Below are 17,483 nucleotides of genomic sequence, written 5' to 3' on the forward strand. Positions count from 1 at the left end.
GGGCTTGCTCGCGAAGGCGGCAGATCAGGCGCCACATCAGCCCCAGGCTAGCCGCCACCGCCCATTCGCCGTAGCATCGCGCCATTGTTTAGCCGAGGTGCCTTATGCTGATCCCCCACGACCAACTTGAAGTCGATACCCTGACCCGTCTGATCGAGGATTTCGTGACCCGCGACGGCACGGACAACGGCGATGACACACCGCTGGAAACCCGCGTCTTGCGTGTTCGTCAGGCATTGACCAAGGGCCAGGCGCTGATCGTCTTCGATCCGGAAAGCGAGCAATGCCAGTTGATGCTCAAGCACGACGTGCCCAAGCACCTGTTCGACTGAGGTTCTTAACGGGCTTTGGCTTTGGCCTGTTTGATCTGGATGCGCTCATAAACTTCGGCGCGATGTACGTTGACCTGCTGCGGCGCTTCAACACCGAAGCGCACGCTGCTTCCGTTGACGGCGAGAACCCGCACGGAAATGTCGTCACCAATGGATATCAACTCGCCCACAACGCGACTAAGTACAAGCATGGCATTCATCCTTCAGGGTTACCGGCCCTTGAAGATGCCCGGCGCGTAGCGGGTCTTCAATGCAACAGCAGCAAAACAGTCTCGCCCTACGGCACAGGATGCCTAACCCTGAAGGACATATCCGACAAACCGGTTTGAATGCAGGACCGATCCTTCAGGAAGCGGAAAAACGCGGGCCGAACAGGATGACGCTCGCCCCGATCACACACAGCGCCACGCCAATCCAGTCCGAGCCCAGCGGACGAATCCGCTCGACCACCGCCAGCCAGCCGATCGACGCAATGATGTAGATGCCACCGTAGGCCGCATAGGCGCGGCCGGCATAGCTCGCTTCGACCCGGGTCAGCAACACCGCGAACAAGATCAGGCTGAGCAACGCCGGGATGATCCACCAAGCGCTTCTACCCTGGCGCAACCACATCCAGAAGGCGAAGCAGCCAGCGATTTCGAACAGCGCGGCGAGGAAAAACCACAGGTAATTGAGCATGCAGATGTCTCGTGAGGATGGCCGGTTGCGGCCACCCTAACGACGGTCTTGCGCACGGGCAAGTTCAGCCTGCGGATTGTTTGGCCTTTGCGCGCATTTTGTCGGCCATCACGGTCATTTCGTTGTAGAGCACTTGCGGGTCTTTTTGTTTGATCGCCCAGGCCATGCGGCCCTGTTCGTGAGGCAGAATCAGGAATACGCCGGCGGCGACCTGCTGATAGATGTAGTCGGCAATGTCGGCAGCGGTGATCGGCGAACTTTCCAGCAATTTGCCGACCTGGGCTTTCATGGCCGGGGTCGGGCCGCGGAAGGAGTCCAGCAAGTTGGTCTGGAAGAACGACGGGCAAACGACATGCACGCTGACTTCCTCGTGAGCCAGTTCGATCAACAGACTTTCGGACAAAGCCACCACACCTGCCTTGGCCACGTTGTAGTTGCTCATGGCCGGACCTTGCATCAGTGCCGCCATCGAGGCGATGTTGATGATCTTGCCTTTGCTTTTCTCCAGCAGCGGCAGGAAGGCCTTGCAGCCCTTGACCACGCCCATCAGATTGATCGCGATCTGCCAGTCCCAGTCTTCCAGCGACAATTCACTGAAGAACCCGCCCGAGGCCACGCCGGCGTTGTTAACGATGACGTCAATGCCGCCGAACTTCTCTTCACAGGCTTGGGCGAACGCCGTTAGTTGGCTGTAGTCACGCACATCACAACGCTGAATGAAACCATCACCGCCGGCTTCGCGAACCAGCTTCAGGGTTTCTTGCAGGCCGGGTTCACTGACATCCGACAAGGCCAGTTGCCAGCCTTCACGCGCCCAACGCAGCGCGATTTCGCGACCCAGGCCTGAGCCCGCGCCAGTGATCATCATGCGATTTTGCATAGCAAACAGCCTTGTTGTTCCGGGGAAGATGCTCCGAGTGTAGCGAAGGATAATGCGCGACCCACGCTCCATCAGAGTGCTGAATGGCCGACGATGAATCATGGCGCGGTTCGGTTGTTTCAACGTTGAGACGCAGTAAAAGAAATAAACGTGCTTTCCAAATACATTAAAAAAAACTGGAATTTTTCTTCATATCCATGAGTCGGATTTTGTAAGCAGCTAGGATTAATAAAAACGTCCAGCTGATGGCTAAAACGCCAAGTCAAATCCACAACGCTTCCAACAAGGAAACAGACATGGGCACAATTCTTATCGTTATTCTTATCCTGTTGCTGATAGGTGGTCTGCCGGTCTTCCCACACTCCAGAAGTTGGGGTTATGGCCCGTCCGGTATCATCGGCGTGGTGTTGGTGGTGCTGTTGATCCTGCTGCTGCTCGGCAAGATATAGAGGTTTAACAGGCAAAAAAAAGAGGCCCTTGAAAGGACCTCTTTTTTATTGTGCCAACTCTTAGTCTGGCTTGCCGTCAACCACACCGGCGGTGTTGTCGATCAGGCTTTTGGTGGCCGTCTGGATGAACGACTCGAGCTTCTGCTTGAGCGCCGCTTCGTCAGCCGACGCCGGGATTAATTCACCTTTCGGATTAGCGCCCAGTTCGTATTGATACAACTTCGGCGGCATCTCTTTGGGCAGTACCAACACGCGATCCGCGGTGAGCAATGCGACCGTCTGATCGCTGCCCGATGGCTTGATCACACCAAAACCCTTGTCGCCTTCCGGCAGGTTCAGCAAGTCGCGTCCCCAGCATTGTTGAATCACGTCGCCACCGATGCGGCCCATGATGGTCGGCACGATGTCGATCTGGGTGCCCACGGTGTGGTCGACCTGACCGAATTTTTCCTGGACACCCGGACCGATCAGCAGCATCGGCACATTGAAGCGGCCCAGGTCCATTTCGGTGATCTGTTGTTCATTACCAAAACCGTGGTCGCCGACGACCACGAACAGAGTTTCCTTGAAGTACGGCTCTTTGCGGGCCTTCTCAAAGAACTGACCCAACGCCCAGTCGGAATAGCGCATGGCGGTCAAGTGTTCGTTGAGGCTGCCGCGATCGGTCACGCGCGCAACCGGCAATGGCGTCGGCAAGGCGTACGGCGTGTGGTTGGACAGGGTTTGCAGCAAGGCATAGAACGGCTTCTTGTCCTTGCCATCGCGTGCCTTCAATTCTTCCAGGCCACGGTTGAACATGTCCTGGTCGGACACGCCCCAGGTCGGATCGGAGAACACCGGGTTGACGAAGTCATTACGCCCGATGAAATTGGTCATGCCCTGGTTGCTGAAGAAGCCTGACTGATTGTCCCAGGCAAAATCGCCGTTGTAGACATACACATCGTCGTAGTCACGAGCGCTGAGCAACTGCGGCAGGCCGGACAGTTTGTGGCTGCCTTCAGGCGTCTGCATCAGGTATTCGAAACCCGGCAGGTTCGGGAAGCAGGCCATGGTGGCGAACATACCCTGATGGGTATGGGTGCCATTGGAGAAGAAGCGGTCGAACAACAGGCCTTCTTTCGACAGTTTGTCGAAGTACGGCGTGACTTCACCCGGACGACCCAGAGCGCCCACCGAGTGACCGGCGAAGCTTTCCATCAGGATCACCACCACGTTCTTGATCGGCAGTGTCTTGTTGGCATCGGGGGTGGAGTTGCGGCGCACCGCGGCGGTCTCGGGATCGACCAGCTTGTCGCTTGGGGTCAGCAACATATCGCGCACGGTCTGCTGGGCCAAAGGCTGCGGCAGTGTGGCTTTCCAGATGTTGTCGCGATCTTCGGACATCCGGCTCTTCGCCGCCGCGATCAGCGACAGCGTGCCGTTGAGGCCCAACTGGTTGGCGAAGTTGGAGTCGGTGGTGTAAACGTCACCCCAACGCAGCGGCGGGCCTTGACGCAACGTACCGCGAGCCGCGACCACGCAGACCAGCAGGCAGACCACGAACACCACGCCGCGCGCATACCACGGAGCCACCTGCCGCGTACTAATGCTGCCACCGCTGAACGGCCCGCGAGGACGCGTGGCGCGGTCGGCGCCCTTGAACGCAAGGGTCAGAATCAACGTCCCCACGGCCCAGGCCAACAGGTAACGAACCACCGGAAAACCGTACCAGAGCATGCTCATCACGGTTTTCGGGTCTTCTTTCACGTACTGGAAGACCAGACCGTTGAGGCGCTGGTGGAACTCGCGGTAAAAGTCCATCTCCATCAGGCCGAGGAACAGCGCGATGCTCGAGACAACGGTCAGCCACAACCGGAAGAACCCGCGGGCGGCCATGGCCCTGGCACTGAACAGGGCCAGCAGCAGCGGAATGCTGAGGTAAACCACCAGGCGCAAGTCGAAACGCAGGCCGTTGGCGAACGCTTCCAGAAAGGTCGAGGCCGGTGTGTCGAGGATCATCGAGCTGTTGTAGACCAGCAGCGCCACGCGCAGCAGGCTGAACATGACCATCATGACCAGGGCGCACAATAGCGTGTAGGCCAGATGCGATTTGACGGTCGGTTGCAGCAGGCGACTAGAAGCTCGCTGCTGACTCAGGGCGTCCGGGTTTGCCATGTCGTTTTAGGACCCATTGGAAGTTGAAGTTTCAAAAATACAGCGGCGCCTTGCCTGATGCTGATCAGTTAAGCGAGCAGAACCTGTGGGAGCGGGCTTATGTGGCGAGGGGGCTTGCCCCCGTTCGAGTGCGCAGCGCTCGCAAATTTTTGGGTCCGCTGCGCGGCCCAACGGGGGCAAGCCCCCTCGCCACAAACCCGCTCCCACATGGATTGCATTTAACTGACCGGCATCAGCTGTCTCGCCCTCTGTTGGCCATCCTCGGCCCCGGGGCTTGCGCGGTGCGCAAATGTTGCACGATCAACCGCGGCATTACCATTGATTACTGACCCGCAGGCCCGACTGTCGCTTGTAGCGTTGTGGGACAAGAGACGTGGTGCAAAGTTGCGGGCTGACTCATTGGGACGCGGGTGAATTGTCTTGGAGGCTTTGTGAAAATTTCGTTCAACGCATATCCAGAAACAAAATAAAGCCCCGCCCTTGGTAAAAAAGCAAACGCCCCGATCAAATCGGGGCGCTGCCCAACAGGCCATATCAAAAGAATACGCGGTTACTTCTCGGCGCGTTCTTTCAGGGCTTTCAGGGTATTGAACGGCGCGTCGACCACGAACTTGTTGGCCAACCACGACGGCACGCTGCCTCCGGGTTCGGTATGGGCCTGATAAGTCACTTCGACTTGATCGCCCTTAGGCACGAGTTTCCAGAAACCTTTGACTTGGGCCACCCGTACAAAACCTTTTTCTTCCGGGATGTACTTGGGCTGCCCTTCCAACTCGCGGGTCAGGCTGCCATCGGCGCCTTCAACAGTGGTGACTTGCAATACGGAGTCGCGAGGAGTGACCGGCCAAGGGGTATTGAACTGGGTGTAGGTCCAGCTCTGGTTACCTTCATGTTTGAGCAACTTCTGAGTCTTGCACTCGTGAATCCATGCACAGGCACCCGGCACGTCTTCCTGCAATGCACGCAGTTTGGCCATGGTGGTCTTCATGACGGTCACGCCACGGTAAGCCTTGTATTGGGAACCGGCCACTTCACTCAAGGACACCTTGATGCCCTCTTCTTCCTTGGCGGTTTTCCATTCTTCGGCCTGGGCCGTGGAGGCCAGCAAAACCGTCAAACCACACAGCACAGCCATACGATGCAGCGAACCCATAGTCTTATTCCTTATTGTTGAAGTTCCGTTCGTTGAACACATCACGCGGCCGTCATTTGCTCCCACCAGCCCAGCAACTTGATCGCTTCGTCGCTGCTGCTTCCGCAGACCTCGACATCGGCTTCAAATGCCGAGCACACCGCAGGACGTTCCGGCTTGCCGAAAATGCTGCACAGGTTATCGGTAGACAGCTGTACGCAACGTTCTCCGGCGGCTTTGCCATTAGGCATTCCGGGAATCGGCGAACTGATGGAAGGGGCAATGCAACAGGCGCCACAGCCTTCACGGCATCTCATGACGACAAGCTCCTCGCGACGAGTAAAGGGACGTGGCACAGAGTAACGGCTAAAACGACTGTTTAAAATTACCTGAGCCCGGGTTTTTTCGCTCAAACGAACGTGACTGACCAGTCTCCGACAAAGCGTCTGGTCCGCGGGTCACGAATGGGAGGGATTTACTGCTTGAACTCGAACTCCAGCGCCGCGCCTTCAACTTCCCGACGCTCTTCATTGCGCAGTTGCAGCTGCATTTCGTTGCTGAGCAGGCGTCCGTTGAGCTGGAACGGGCTGCTCTTTTCACCGAACATTTGTGGCAATAGCGCATCGCGTCGGGGCAACCGTACCGTGCCGACCGGCTTCAGTTCTTCGACCATGTCCTTGGGCAAGCTCAAGTCGAGATTTGCGGAAGGGAGTTTGGTTTTCACGACTTCACTGGCCGGTTTCGACTTGGAAGCAATGGGCGAACGTTTTTTGACCGCCGCAGCCTTCTTTTTGGCCGGTGCGGCCTTTTTGACCGCTGCCGTTTTTTTCTCGGTGGTGCTGGCTGTCGGTTTTTCCTGAACGGAAGCCGCCATGACGCCTTCCGGGTGACAGGTCAATAACAGGCAGATCAACAACCCGGCGGCAGGAAAAATCGGCTTCATGGACCCAACGGCGTGAACGGCAGAAGGCTATATGCTCGCCTGTTGGAGACGACAAGACAAGCGGGCAGTTCAGAACTGCCCAGCCGCTCAAAAACCGCTCGCCGTCTCCTGACAAAGTTGCGTCGCCAGCAACCCCAACGTCATCAATGCACGCTCGGCCTCGCGGTTCCAGGGGATGCCACAGTTCAGGCGAATGCAGTGATTGAACTGCTCGGTATTACTGAAAATCAGCCCCGGCGCAATGCTGATGCCTTGCTGCAACGCACGCACATGCAGTTCCTGCGTGTTGACCCGCCCCGGCAGGCTCACCCACAGAATGAAGCCGCCGGTGGGCCGCGTCATCTGCGTGCCTTCCGGGAAGTACTGCTGGACCGCCAGCTGAAAAGCGCTGAGGTTCTTGCGGTACTCCTGACGGATGTAGCGCAAATGCCGGTCGTAGCCACCATTCTCCAGATAGGCCGCGATGCCCATTTGCGTGACGCTGCAGGCCGAATGGGTGCTGAAGGTCTGCAAGCGCTGGATTTCCTGCTGGTACTTGCCGGCGATCATCCAGCCGATGCGCACACCGGGCGACAGGGTTTTGGAGAAACTGGAGCAATAGATCACCCGATCCAGCCGGTCATAGGCCTTGAGCGACTTGGTGCGACCCTGCTCGAACATCAGTTCGCCGTAAATATCGTCTTCGACCACCTGGATATCGAAATCCGAGGCCAGGCGCAGCAGTTGTTTCTGCCGCTCTTCGGGCATGGTGCCGCCCAAGGGATTGCTCAGGCGCGTGGTCAACACCAACGCCTTGATCGACCACTGGTTGGCCGCCAACTGCAGGGCTTCGAGGCTCATGCCGGTGGCTGGATCGCTGGGAATTTCAATGACTTTCAGCCCCAGCAGGTCGGCCAGTTGCAGCAAACCGTAATAGGTCGGCGATTCGGCCGCGATCAGATCGCCCGGCTGGGTCAACACGCGCAGAGACATCTGCAACGCATCGACGCAGCCGTGGGTGATTACCACTTCCGACGGATCGACCACCACGCCGGCATCGCGCATGCGGATCGCCACTTGCCGACGCAACGGCTCGAAACCGGGGCTGAACATGTAGCTGAACGCCCGCGGACTATGGAAACGGGTGACTTTAGCCAGTTGCTGATGCAGCGCCCGCACCGGCAGATAATCGACGCTCGGTACAGCCGCGCCCAACGGGAAGACGCCTTCGCGACGGGATTCGACCAGGACTTGCTGAATGATGCTGCTGCGGGTGACGAGGCCAGGTCGCTCGACCCGTGCGATGTCCGGGGTTGGCGCCGTGAGCGCTGGCGTCTGGTGCACGTAGTAACCGGATTGCGGCCGGGCACGGATCAGCCCCTGATCCTCAAGGTTGGCGTAGGCCTGCAACACCGTTGCATGGCTGACGTTGAGCTGCGAGCTCATCTTGCGCACCGAAGGCACGCGCTCCCCCGGTTGATAAACACCGCGGCGGATATCTTCGGCCAGTTGCTGAGCAATACGTTGGTAGAGCAAGAGATTGGTCATGACGCAGCACTCGATTTCACGGGCATTTTATTCTTGTGTGAAACATTACCGGAACAGTTTGGAAGTGTACTGGGACAGTTGCCACAATAGTCGACCGTACAGTGCATTGTCAGCAAAAACTGTACTGTTTTCAGGAAGAGTATTGGCTCATTGGCAGGCACAAAAAAACCCGGCACTGCTGACAGGCCGGGTTTCCAGTAACGCAGCCCTTAGCGGGCGGCGCCGAGCTGGCCTTTTTCGTCGGAGAACACAATTTCCACCCGACGGTTCTGCGCACGCCCGCGCTCGGAAGCATTCACGTCCACCGGGTATTCATCGCCATAGCCTTCGACTTTGATACGTTTGTCGTCGATGCCCAGGTCCATCAGCACATCCGCCACCGATTGCGCACGGTCGCGGGACAGCTTGAGGTTTTCCTGTTTACCGCCAGTGCTGTCGGTATAGCCTTCGATCCGCACCACGCGTTTGGGATTGAGCTGCAAGAACTGGACGATCTTCAGCACCACGCGGTTTGCCGAGCTTTTCAGCTCTGCTTCACCGGTATCGAACAGCACATCGCCCAGGGTCATCACCAGGCCACGGTCGGTTTGGGTGGTCGCCAGCGCCACGATCTGCTCTTCGAGCCACTTGCCCTGTTGCTGCACGCTGAGCAACTTGGACTCACGCAGGGCCAATTGCAGGCGCTGACGCTCGAGTTCGAGCTTCGCCGCGCGTTCCTCGTTGAGCACTTGATTGGTGTGTTCCCGGGCGATTTCGCTGTAGCGCTGGCTCAAGTAGGCGTAATGCACAACGTCCGAACCGCTGCCCCAGTAGCTGGACAGACGATCGGCGCGGGCCAGGGACTCGCCGGCACGAATCACGTCTTTGGGCGCAATGCGCAGCACGTTGGAGTCTTCCTTGACCTTCTGGAAGTCAGTGCCGGCCTGCTGCAATGCGGCTTCGCTATGTTGACCGGCGCAGCCATAAAGGCTTGCGCAGCCGGCCAGGATCAAGCCGCCGAGTGCTTTGGTCTTCAGGCTCATTGGGCATCTCCCAGTTGCTTGCGCAGGCGAGTGATGCGGGTATTGAGCACGTTCAACTGCTCCTCGCTCTTGAGGGTCAGAATCCGGGCTTCGGCCAGGCGTGCGTCCAGCTCGGCCTGCTCGGCCCGCATGCGCGCGTTCTTGAAGGACTGGTCGGCCATGTTGCCCTTGGCACGCTTGAACTTGTCTTCAGCCAGCTTCAGTTCTGGTACTTCGTCGACGGTAGCACCCACGGCCTTGGCTTGTTCGAGTGCCTGTTCGGTCAGGCGTATTTGTTCATTCGGCGCCGGATCGGCTGCACAACCCGCCAGAGCCAGAACGGCCAGGGCAGCGAAAAGAGGTCGAATACTCACTAAGAATCCCTACTGTTTTGGGGTACTGACAGGTTGTGGCTGCGGTTGTGAGAGTTGCGCTTTCCAACGCTCGATATTGCGCAGCAGTGCAGCTTCTGTCAGTCCGGACGCGGGCAATTCTGTCATCTTTTTGGCCAGCTGTCCGCGCAACCAAGGATCGTTGCAGGCAGAGTTATGGGAAACGGCGAGATACAGGCCAGGTTTGTCGATGGGTTGTGGGTGGGCCATCAAGTCATCGGCCATCCCCAGCGTTTGCACCATGGCCATGCCCGAGTAGCGTCCGGCGAGGACAAATTCCACCTCGTTCAGCAGCAATTTCTGAAAGGCCTGGGTCAGATTGGGCGTGCGCACCAGGGTCAATTGCTGCTCGGCGAAAGTGCCAAATGAGGGGGTTACTCGAGCCTTTTCCGACAAGGCACCGGGATGACCGTGAAGGTCCTGCGCTTCGTTGTAGACCAGTAACGAGTCGTTGCGGGTCCAGACCAGATAATCGTTTTCCAGCAGCGGTGGATGGATGTAATCCAGATTTTCCAGCTCACTGATCGTCAATGGCGCGTCGGCCAGCATGTCCATGCGCCCGCTACGCACTTCGTCCAGGGCCTGGGAGCGCTTGCCGGCATAAAGCAGTTCGACCTTGATGCCCAACTCCCCCGCCACTTGCTGCAACAGGTCGGCGCTGGCGCCTATCAGGTACTTGGGGTTTTGCGGGTCTTGCCACAGGTACGGCGGCGCGTCCGGGCTGCCGGTCACCACCAGGCGCTCGCATTTGCCTGCGGCTACGGACAGCCCCGGCAACATCGTCAGCCCCAGCAGTAATGACCAGCCACACACGCGGCGAAAATCCATGGGGACACTCCCTACAACCTATTATTTTCGCCCGTAGGAGCTCCTACAGAAGCACAAAAAAAAGCCCGACCAAAAGGTCGGGCTCTTTATAAGTCAAGCCGCCGGATTAGACCAGCTTCTCGAACTCGGGGATGGCTTCGAACAGGTCTGCCACCAGGCCGTAATCGGCCACCTGGAAGATCGGCGCTTCTTCGTCCTTGTTGATCGCAACGATCACCTTGGAGTCTTTCATGCCGGCCAGGTGCTGGATCGCGCCGGAAATACCGACGGCGATGTACAGCTGTGGAGCAACGATCTTGCCGGTCTGACCGACCTGCATGTCGTTGGGTACAAAACCTGCGTCGACCGCGGCGCGGGAAGCACCGACGGCAGCGCCCAGCTTGTCGGCCAGGGCGTACAGGTGTTTGAAGTTGTCGCCGTTCTGCATGCCGCGACCGCCGGAAACGACGATTTTGGCAGCGGTCAGTTCCGGACGATCGGACTTGGCCAGTTCTTCGCCAACGAAGCTCGAAGTGCCAGCGTCGTGAGCAGCCGCAACCGCTTCAACGGCAGCCGAACCACCTTCAGCTGCAACCGGGTCGAAACCGGTGGCACGCACGGTGATCACTTTGACCGCCGCGTTGGACTGTACGGTAGCAATGGCGTTACCGGCGTAGATCGGGCGCTTGAAGGTGTCGGCGCTTTCGACCGAGATGATCTCGGAGATCTGGTCAACGTCCAGCTGAGCGGCAACGCGCGGCAGGATGTTTTTGCCGTTCGAAGTAGCGGCAGCCAGGATGTGGCTGTAAGCCTTGCCCAACTCTGCGACCAGCGGAGCAACGTTTTCCGGCAGTTGATGAGCGTAGGCGGCGTTATCGGCCACCAGCACTTTGGCCACACCAGCGATTTTCGCAGCAGCTTCAGCCACGGCGCCAGCGCCCTGACCTGCAACCAGAACGTGGATATCACCGCCGATCTTGGCAGCAGCAGCCACAGTGTTCAGCGTGGCCGGAGCCAGTACTTTGTTGTCGTGTTCAGCAATAACCAAGATAGTCATTTAGATTACCTTCGCTTCGTTTTTCAGTTTCTCGACCAGTTCAGCCACCGACTTGACCTTGATACCCGCGCTGCGTGCAGCCGGCGCTTCGACTTTCAGGGTCTTGTTGGTGGAGGCGGTGGAAACGCCCAAAGCGTCCGGAGTCAGCACTTCGAGAGGCTTCTTCTTGGCTTTCATGATGTTTGGCAGAGACGCATAGCGCGGCTCGTTCAAACGCAGGTCGGTGGTGACGATGGCCGGCAGTTTCAGGGAAACTGTCTGCGCGCCGCCGTCGATTTCGCGGGTCACGGCAACAGTATCGCCGCTGACTTCGACTTTCGAAGCGAATGTGCCCTGACCGTAGCCGCTCAATGCAGCGAGCATCTGGCCAGTCTGGTTGTTGTCGCTGTCGATGGCTTGTTTGCCGAGGATCACCAGCTGAGGCTGTTCCTTGTCGACAACAGCTTTCAACAACTTGGCAACCGCCAGGGAAGTCAGATCTTCAGCGGATTCGACGAGGATGGCGCGGTCGGCACCCAGAGCCAGCGCAGTGCGCAGTTGCTCTTGAGCGGTGGACGGGCCGATGGAGACGACGACGATTTCAGTCGCAACGCCTTTCTCTTTCAGACGTACGGCTTCTTCCACTGCGATTTCGCAGAACGGGTTCATCGACATCTTGACGTTAGCGAGGTCGACGCCGGAATTGTCCGCCTTGACACGAACCTTGACGTTGTAATCCACAACGCGTTTGACAGCTACAAGAACCTTCATGGATTCCTCGTTACTCTCCGGTGAAAAGAAAGTCGCCTAGGCGAACCTGGCGGTTGATGCTCATCGGCGCAAGGGCACCTCTAAAAACGCTGGCAGGTGTATCGGGTGAACGTTGCTCACGAGGCTGATAACCGTTCGTCAGTGGTGACCGACGAGTCATTCATTATCGCGGCGTGTAAACTGCGCGCCTGACCTGCACTGCGCATCACCTTATACTGCCATCGCCCTGTCTTTAGAGGTGCTCTTGAAACCAACAGTCAGCCTACGGCGAGCGCAAAACCGCCCGTATCTTGACCGGAACGCCTATTCCGGTCAATACGGCAAAATAGCCGTTCATAAGCCGCGTGACTTTGATTTCTCTGGGTTTGAGCCAATTCAAACAAACGTTTGTATTGGACGCTAGGAGTGGTGTAGATATAATGCGCCACCCTAGAGAGAAAGGTGGCTCATCGATTGTCCTCTCCCCCGCATTGTGGGGGAATTCATGGATGCGACACCAAACCTCCAATTAGAAAAAAACTGTTGAGCCTTGAGTAGGAGATAGCCTGTGGAACGCGAATACATGGAATTCGACGTGGTCATCGTCGGTGCCGGCCCCGCTGGCCTGTCCGCCGCCTGCCGTTTGAAGCAGAAGGCCGCCGAAGCCGGTAAGGAAATCAGCGTCTGCGTGGTCGAAAAAGGCTCCGAAGTCGGCGCTCACATCCTGTCCGGTGCCGTGTTCGAACCACGCGCCCTGAACGAATTGTTCCCGGACTGGAAAGAACTCGGCGCGCCGCTGAATACGCCAGTCACACGCGATGACATCTTCGTTCTGAAAAACGCCGACAGCGCGCAGAAGATTCCTGACCTCTTTGTGCCCAAGACCATGCACAACGAAGGCAACTACATCATCTCCCTGGGCAACCTGTGCCGTTGGCTGGCTCAACAGGCCGAGAACCTGGGCGTGGAAATCTACCCGGGCTTCGCCGCCCAGGAAGCACTGTTCGACGAGAACGGCGTGGTTCGCGGGATCATCACCGGCGACCTGGGTGTTGACCGCGAAGGCAATCCGAAAGAAGGCCTGTACACCCCGGGCATGGAACTGCGTGCCAAGTACACGCTGTTCGCCGAAGGTTGCCGTGGCCATATCGGCAAGCAACTGATCAAGCGTTTCAACCTCGACAGCGAGGCCGACGCCCAGCATTACGGCATCGGCCTGAAAGAAATCTGGGAAATCGACCCGGCCAAGCACCAGCCAGGCCTGGTGGTCCACACCGCCGGCTGGCCGCTGGACATCATGGGCACCGAGAACACCGGTGGCTCGTTCCTCTATCACCTGGAAAACAACCAGGTGGTCGTTGGTCTGATTGTCGATCTTTCCTACAGCAACACCTTTCTGTCGCCGTTCGACGAGTTCCAGCGCCTCAAGCATCACCCGGTGCTCAAGCAATACCTGGAAGGCGGCAAGCGCATCAGCTACGGCGCGCGTGCGATCTCCAAAGGTGGCCTGAACTCGCTGCCGAAAATGGTCTTCAAGGGCGGCGCGCTGATCGGTTGCGACCTCGGCACGCTGAACTTCGCCAAGATCAAAGGCAGCCACACCGCGATGAAGTCCGGCATGCTTGCCGCTGAATCGGTAGCTGACGCACTGTTCGCTGACAAAGACGGCACCGAAGAGCTGACCCCTTATGTCGACGCCTTCAAGAAGAGCTGGCTCTATGACGAACTGTTCGCCAGCCGCAACTTCGGCCCGGCGATCCACAAGTTCGGCGCCATCGTCGGCGGCGGTTTCAACTGGCTTGATCAGAACATCTTCGGCGGCAAACTGCCGTTCACCCTGCACGACACCAAGCCGGATTACGCGTGCCTGAAACTGGCGGCCGATTGCAAGAAGATCGACTACCCGAAACCGGACGGCAAGATCAGCTTCGACAAACTCAGCTCGGTGTTCATCTCGGGGACCAACCACGAAGAAGAGCAGCCTTGCCACTTGAAGCTGACCGATCCGAGCATTCCAATCGCCAAGAACCTGCCGATGTACGATGAACCTGCCCAGCGTTACTGCCCGGCCGGCGTGTACGAAGTCGTCACCCAAGAAGACGGCGAGAAGCGCTTCCAGATCAACGCCCAGAACTGCGTTCACTGCAAGACCTGCGACATCAAGGACCCTGCGCAGAACATTACCTGGGTGGCACCGGAAGGCTCTGGCGGCCCGACTTACCCGAACATGTAAGTCGAATCGCTGAACATCAAGGCTCCCGACATGGGGGCCTTTTTGTTGCCCGATGAAAGTTACAGCGGGCGTAATCTTCAAGGACGCCTTCGCGGGCAAGCCTCGCTCCTACGGTGATGTGTCGTCCACAAAACCCTGTAGGAGCGAGGCTTGCCCGCGAACACCGCGAAGCGGTGCCAGACATCAAGCAGCTCGCTCATCCCCGGGATTACGTTCGAAGTAACGCTTGTACTCACGGCTGAACTGCGACGTGCTCTGATACCCCACCCGATGCGCCACCTGGGCCACGCCCAAGCCTTCGCCCAGCAACAACTGCTGGGCCCTGAGCAAGCGCAAACGCTTCAAATACTGCACCGGCGACAACAAGGTGCTGCGTTTGAAATGCTCATGAAACGTCGACGCGCTCATGTTCGCGCAACTGGCCAGGGTCTCGACGTTCAGCGGCTCGGTGTAATGCGCATGCAGATGACTCAGGGACGCCGCGATCCGGGCGAACTGCCCCTGTTGTTCCACCAACGCTCGCAACACATCGGCTTGCGGCCCCCGCAACGCCACGAACAACAATTCACGCAAACGCGCCGGGCCCATGATCTGGCATTCCAGCGGATCGTGCAGGCAGCGCAACAAGCGTTCCACACAACCGCGCATGGCATCGTCGAGCACCGCCGAGGTCATGGACTCGGGCGTCTGCGCGGGAACAGTGCGCCCCGGCGACAGCCCCATGGCCAATACCAATTCACCGAGCATCACCCGGTCAATGGCGATGGAAACGCCCAGCATCGGGCCATCCGGCGCCGAAAACGTCTCGCATTCGAAGGGCACCGGCAACGCCTGAATCAAATAATGCCCGGCCCCGTACTCAAGCGTACGCGGGCCCAAATACGCCAACTTGCTGCCTTGGGCGATGATGACCAGGCTTGGCTCGTAGATTTGCGGGCCACGGGCGACATCACAACTGGCGCGCAGAACCTGCACCCCCGGCAACGCTGTGGAAGCGAAACCGTCGCGATTAGTCAAAGGCTGAATCAGCGAAACCAGCGTGGCATTGGCATCGAGATGACGGGTCAACAACATGAGGAGCTCTTCAAAAAAAATCGCGAAAAAAGGGATGAAAGCATCATCGCAGGTCTGAACGCCAATGCGACCAATCAACGGTGCATGCCGGAGGATTAGGCATGACACCCGGAGGAATCGCCATGGCCGGTCACCCGTGCGGCGCCCAGAATGGCTCGCCTCACCTGTCACTGCTTTTGCGAGGTTCACCATGTACACCGCCATCGGATACGCCGCTCAATCAGCCACCACTCCCCTCGCCCCGATGAAATTCGAACGCCGCAGCCCACGTGCCGACGACGTTGCGATCGACATTCTCTACTGCGGCGTCTGCCATTCCGACATCCATCAGGCGCGCAACGAGTGGGGCATTGCTGTTTACCCACTGATGCCCGGCCACGAAATCGCAGGCAAAGTGACCGCCATCGGTGCGAACGTTACTAAACACAAGGTCGGCGACCTGGTCGGCGTCGGCTGCATGGTCGACTCGTGCCGCCACTGCGAAGCCTGCCAGGCGGATCTGGAGCAATACTGCCTGGAAGGTCCGACAATGACCTACGCCACCCCGGACCGGGTCGATGGCAGCAACACCATGGGCGGTTACTCCGACAGCATCGTGGTCAGCGAGCACTTTGTCGTGCGTATTCCGGAGAAACTCGACCCGGCCAGCGCCGCGCCGATTCTGTGCGCCGGCATTACCACCTACTCGCCGCTCAAGCACTACGGCGTCAAGGCCGGCGACAAGGTCGGGATTCTTGGTATGGGTGGCCTCGGCCACATGGGCATCAAGTTCGCCAAGGCGATGGGCGCTGAAGTGACGTTGTTCACCCGTTCGGCGAGCAAGGCTGAAGAAGGCCGTCGTCAGGGCGCGGACCACGTGATCGTGTCCACCGACGCAGAACAGATGAAAGCCGCCGCAGGACATTTCGACTTCCTGCTGGACACCATTCCGGTGCAGCACGACCTCAATCCCTACCTCGATACGCTGCGTTTCGACGGCGTGCACATTCTGGTGGGCTTGATCGAACCGATCGATCCACCGGTGCACGCTGCCAAACTGGTATTGGGTCGTCGCGTGTTGGCCGGCTCGCTGATCGGCGGCATCGCAGAAACCCAGGAAGTACTGGATTTCTGCGCCGAGCACGGCATCACCTGTGACATCGAAATGCTCGACATCCGCCAGATCAACGAGGCTTACACCCGCATGATTGCCGGTGACGTGAAGTACCGCTTCGTGATCGACATGGCGACGCTGAAGGTTTAAACCTTCAAGCCAAGCTCCGCCGACAGCCGGGCCGTGACCCCTTTGATCAGGGGAATCAGCTCGGCCATTTTTTCCAGAGGCATGTACGGCACGGTGCTGGCGATGCTGATGCCGGCGACGATGCGCTTGCTGGCATCGCGGATCGGCGCCGCCACGCAGCGAATCGACGGTTCGTTGTCTTCCAGGTCGAAAGCGTAACCGCCGGCCACGTACTCGATCATGCGCTGCTGAAACTGCTCCCAGGATTGCTCCGGGTGCTGCGGCCAAAACTGATTTTTCCCACCCACCGGCAAGCTGATTTCGTACAGCCGTTGCCATTCTTCCTGTGTGTCATCGAGCATCAGCGCCTTACCGATCCCGGTACGCGCCAATGGCATGCGATGACCGACCCGCGAACGCATCTCCGGACCGTTGCGCCCCGGATTCTTGTGCAGGTACAGCACCTCGTCGCCTTCACGAATCGCCAGGTGAATGGTGTCGCCGGTCAACGCCGACAACTCATCCAGATACGGCCCGGCCAGCGTCACCAGCGGCAGCTCTTCACGTGCCTGGAAACCCAGCTCGATCAGTTTCGGCCCCAGCAGATAACCGACTTGCGGCACCACCCGCAAATAACGTTCGTCCACCAGGCAACTGGCCAGACGATGGGTGGTGCTGCGCGTCGTGCCGATCAGCCGGGCGATTTCCTTGAGATCGCGGGCGCCGCTGGCCACGGCCTGAACCACACCCAAACCACGAAGCAGTGTCTGGGTGCCGGTCGGCGCGGCGTCCTTGGCGATTTTTGGGGCGTCTTCCTGCATATCCAGCCTTTACCGTTGAGCGAGTGAACGGGCGGCATTATGGTCGCCCGAT

At 58.6% G+C, this 17,483-nt stretch carries 19 protein-coding genes; 4 read left to right on the forward strand and 15 right to left on the reverse strand.

The genetic code is table 11. The annotated features are described in order from the left end of the window. The first annotated feature begins 104 nt into the window (after window positions 1–104). Window positions 105–332, forward strand: a complete 228-nt coding sequence (locus tag PMI30_RS08935; protein WP_003199186.1) for a YheU family protein — start codon at window positions 105–107, stop codon at window positions 330–332. A gap of 5 nt (window positions 333–337) precedes the next feature. On the opposite strand, the gene csrA is transcribed toward PMI30_RS08935, so the two are convergent. The 3 genes from csrA to PMI30_RS08920 form a co-directional block, all read right to left on the reverse strand. After that, the gene (csrA, locus tag PMI30_RS08930; protein ID WP_008012015.1) at window positions 338–523 is read right to left on the reverse strand and encodes a carbon storage regulator CsrA; all 186 of its coding nucleotides are present in this window, start codon (window positions 521–523) and stop codon (window positions 338–340) included. A 154-nt stretch (window positions 524–677) separates the two neighbouring features. Beyond that, window positions 678–1,010 carry a YnfA family protein gene (locus PMI30_RS08925; protein WP_008012017.1) on the reverse strand — a complete coding sequence of 111 codons (333 nt, stop codon included), beginning with the start codon at window positions 1,008–1,010 and terminating at the stop codon, window positions 678–680. Between the two features lie 64 nt (window positions 1,011–1,074). Continuing rightward, window positions 1,075–1,890, reverse strand: a complete 816-nt coding sequence (locus PMI30_RS08920; RefSeq protein ID WP_008012019.1) for an SDR family oxidoreductase — start codon at window positions 1,888–1,890, stop codon at window positions 1,075–1,077. A 296-nt stretch (window positions 1,891–2,186) separates the two neighbouring features. On the opposite strand from PMI30_RS08920, the gene PMI30_RS30740 reads away from it, so the two are divergent. After that, a complete protein-coding gene (locus tag PMI30_RS30740; protein ID WP_008012020.1) occupies window positions 2,187–2,339 on the forward strand; it encodes a DUF3309 family protein in 153 nt (50 codons plus the stop codon). Window positions 2,340–2,399: 60 nt separating this feature from the next. On the opposite strand, the gene PMI30_RS08910 is transcribed toward PMI30_RS30740, so the two are convergent. The 10 genes from PMI30_RS08910 to PMI30_RS08865 all read right to left on the reverse strand — a co-directional run bounded on the left by PMI30_RS08910 (window position 2,400) and on the right by PMI30_RS08865 (window position 12,102). Continuing rightward, on the reverse strand, window positions 2,400–4,493 hold the full coding sequence (locus tag PMI30_RS08910; protein WP_008012022.1) for an LTA synthase family protein: 2,094 nt from the start codon (window positions 4,491–4,493) through the stop codon (window positions 2,400–2,402). Between the two features lie 550 nt (window positions 4,494–5,043). After that, window positions 5,044–5,646, reverse strand: a complete 603-nt coding sequence (locus tag PMI30_RS08905; protein ID WP_008012024.1) for an START domain-containing protein — start codon at window positions 5,644–5,646, stop codon at window positions 5,044–5,046. 41 nt (window positions 5,647–5,687) lie between these two features. Beyond that, window positions 5,688–5,942 (reverse strand): YkgJ family cysteine cluster protein, encoded by a 255-nt coding sequence (locus tag PMI30_RS08900; protein WP_008012026.1) that lies wholly within the window; start codon window positions 5,940–5,942, stop codon window positions 5,688–5,690. A 158-nt stretch (window positions 5,943–6,100) separates the two neighbouring features. Beyond that, the gene (locus PMI30_RS08895) at window positions 6,101–6,568 is read right to left on the reverse strand and encodes a hypothetical protein (protein ID WP_008012027.1); all 468 of its coding nucleotides are present in this window, start codon (window positions 6,566–6,568) and stop codon (window positions 6,101–6,103) included. An 87-nt stretch (window positions 6,569–6,655) separates the two neighbouring features. After that, window positions 6,656–8,095 (reverse strand): aminotransferase-like domain-containing protein, encoded by a 1,440-nt coding sequence (locus tag PMI30_RS08890; RefSeq protein WP_008012028.1) that lies wholly within the window; start codon window positions 8,093–8,095, stop codon window positions 6,656–6,658. A gap of 209 nt (window positions 8,096–8,304) precedes the next feature. Continuing rightward, on the reverse strand, window positions 8,305–9,117 hold the full coding sequence (locus tag PMI30_RS08885) for an OmpA family protein (protein ID WP_008012030.1): 813 nt from the start codon (window positions 9,115–9,117) through the stop codon (window positions 8,305–8,307). Next, on the reverse strand, window positions 9,114–9,470 hold the full coding sequence (locus PMI30_RS08880) for a DUF4398 domain-containing protein (RefSeq protein ID WP_008012032.1): 357 nt from the start codon (window positions 9,468–9,470) through the stop codon (window positions 9,114–9,116). Before PMI30_RS08880 ends, PMI30_RS08885 begins: the two co-directional genes overlap by 4 nt. Before the next feature lie 9 nt (window positions 9,471–9,479). Continuing rightward, entirely contained in the window at window positions 9,480–10,316 is an 837-nt protein-coding gene (locus tag PMI30_RS08875) for a substrate-binding periplasmic protein (RefSeq protein ID WP_008012035.1), read from the reverse strand. 106 nt (window positions 10,317–10,422) lie between these two features. Next, window positions 10,423–11,352 (reverse strand): electron transfer flavoprotein subunit alpha/FixB family protein, encoded by a 930-nt coding sequence (locus PMI30_RS08870; RefSeq protein ID WP_008012037.1) that lies wholly within the window; start codon window positions 11,350–11,352, stop codon window positions 10,423–10,425. Further along, entirely contained in the window at window positions 11,353–12,102 is a 750-nt protein-coding gene (locus PMI30_RS08865; protein WP_007903904.1) for an electron transfer flavoprotein subunit beta/FixA family protein, read from the reverse strand. A gap of 547 nt (window positions 12,103–12,649) precedes the next feature. On the opposite strand from PMI30_RS08865, the gene PMI30_RS08860 reads away from it, so the two are divergent. Then, on the forward strand, window positions 12,650–14,314 hold the full coding sequence (locus tag PMI30_RS08860; protein WP_008012040.1) for an electron transfer flavoprotein-ubiquinone oxidoreductase: 1,665 nt from the start codon (window positions 12,650–12,652) through the stop codon (window positions 14,312–14,314). Window positions 14,315–14,497: 183 nt separating this feature from the next. On the opposite strand, the gene PMI30_RS08855 is transcribed toward PMI30_RS08860, so the two are convergent. Next, window positions 14,498–15,388 carry an AraC family transcriptional regulator gene (locus PMI30_RS08855; protein WP_007903910.1) on the reverse strand — a complete coding sequence of 297 codons (891 nt, stop codon included), beginning with the start codon at window positions 15,386–15,388 and terminating at the stop codon, window positions 14,498–14,500. Between the two features lie 190 nt (window positions 15,389–15,578). On the opposite strand from PMI30_RS08855, the gene PMI30_RS08850 reads away from it, so the two are divergent. After that, window positions 15,579–16,631 (forward strand): NAD(P)-dependent alcohol dehydrogenase, encoded by a 1,053-nt coding sequence (locus PMI30_RS08850; RefSeq protein ID WP_008012042.1) that lies wholly within the window; start codon window positions 15,579–15,581, stop codon window positions 16,629–16,631. On the opposite strand, the gene PMI30_RS08845 is transcribed toward PMI30_RS08850, so the two are convergent. Then, complete coding sequence (locus tag PMI30_RS08845; RefSeq protein ID WP_008012044.1) at window positions 16,628–17,431, reverse strand: IclR family transcriptional regulator; 804 nt, start codon at window positions 17,429–17,431, stop codon at window positions 16,628–16,630. The two genes, PMI30_RS08850 and PMI30_RS08845, sit on opposite strands and share 4 nt — an antisense overlap. Window positions 17,432–17,483: the final 52 nt, after the last annotated feature.

It is taken from the genome of Pseudomonas sp. GM50 (genome assembly GCF_000282375.1).
Lineage (GTDB): Bacteria > Pseudomonadota > Gammaproteobacteria > Pseudomonadales > Pseudomonadaceae > Aquipseudomonas.

Coding starts and splice junctions, on each gene's coding strand:
- PMI30_RS08935 (WP_003199186.1), top strand. CDS start 105: ATGCTGATCCCCCACGACCAACTTGAAGTCGATACCCTGACCCGTCTG.
- csrA (WP_008012015.1), bottom strand. CDS start 523: ATGCTTGTACTTAGTCGCGTTGTGGGCGAGTTGATATCCATTGGTGAC.
- PMI30_RS08925 (WP_008012017.1), bottom strand. CDS start 1,010: ATGCTCAATTACCTGTGGTTTTTCCTCGCCGCGCTGTTCGAAATCGCT.
- PMI30_RS08920 (WP_008012019.1), bottom strand. CDS start 1,890: ATGCAAAATCGCATGATGATCACTGGCGCGGGCTCAGGCCTGGGTCGC.
- PMI30_RS30740 (WP_008012020.1), top strand. CDS start 2,187: ATGGGCACAATTCTTATCGTTATTCTTATCCTGTTGCTGATAGGTGGT.
- PMI30_RS08910 (WP_008012022.1), bottom strand. CDS start 4,493: ATGGCAAACCCGGACGCCCTGAGTCAGCAGCGAGCTTCTAGTCGCCTG.
- PMI30_RS08905 (WP_008012024.1), bottom strand. CDS start 5,646: ATGGGTTCGCTGCATCGTATGGCTGTGCTGTGTGGTTTGACGGTTTTG.
- PMI30_RS08900 (WP_008012026.1), bottom strand. CDS start 5,942: ATGAGATGCCGTGAAGGCTGTGGCGCCTGTTGCATTGCCCCTTCCATC.
- PMI30_RS08895 (WP_008012027.1), bottom strand. CDS start 6,568: ATGAAGCCGATTTTTCCTGCCGCCGGGTTGTTGATCTGCCTGTTATTG.
- PMI30_RS08890 (WP_008012028.1), bottom strand. CDS start 8,095: ATGACCAATCTCTTGCTCTACCAACGTATTGCTCAGCAACTGGCCGAA.
- PMI30_RS08885 (WP_008012030.1), bottom strand. CDS start 9,117: ATGAGCCTGAAGACCAAAGCACTCGGCGGCTTGATCCTGGCCGGCTGC.
- PMI30_RS08875 (WP_008012035.1), bottom strand. CDS start 10,316: ATGGATTTTCGCCGCGTGTGTGGCTGGTCATTACTGCTGGGGCTGACG.
- PMI30_RS08870 (WP_008012037.1), bottom strand. CDS start 11,352: ATGACTATCTTGGTTATTGCTGAACACGACAACAAAGTACTGGCTCCG.
- PMI30_RS08865 (WP_007903904.1), bottom strand. CDS start 12,102: ATGAAGGTTCTTGTAGCTGTCAAACGCGTTGTGGATTACAACGTCAAG.
- PMI30_RS08855 (WP_007903910.1), bottom strand. CDS start 15,388: ATGTTGTTGACCCGTCATCTCGATGCCAATGCCACGCTGGTTTCGCTG.
- PMI30_RS08850 (WP_008012042.1), top strand. CDS start 15,579: ATGTACACCGCCATCGGATACGCCGCTCAATCAGCCACCACTCCCCTC.
- PMI30_RS08845 (WP_008012044.1), bottom strand. CDS start 17,431: ATGCAGGAAGACGCCCCAAAAATCGCCAAGGACGCCGCGCCGACCGGC.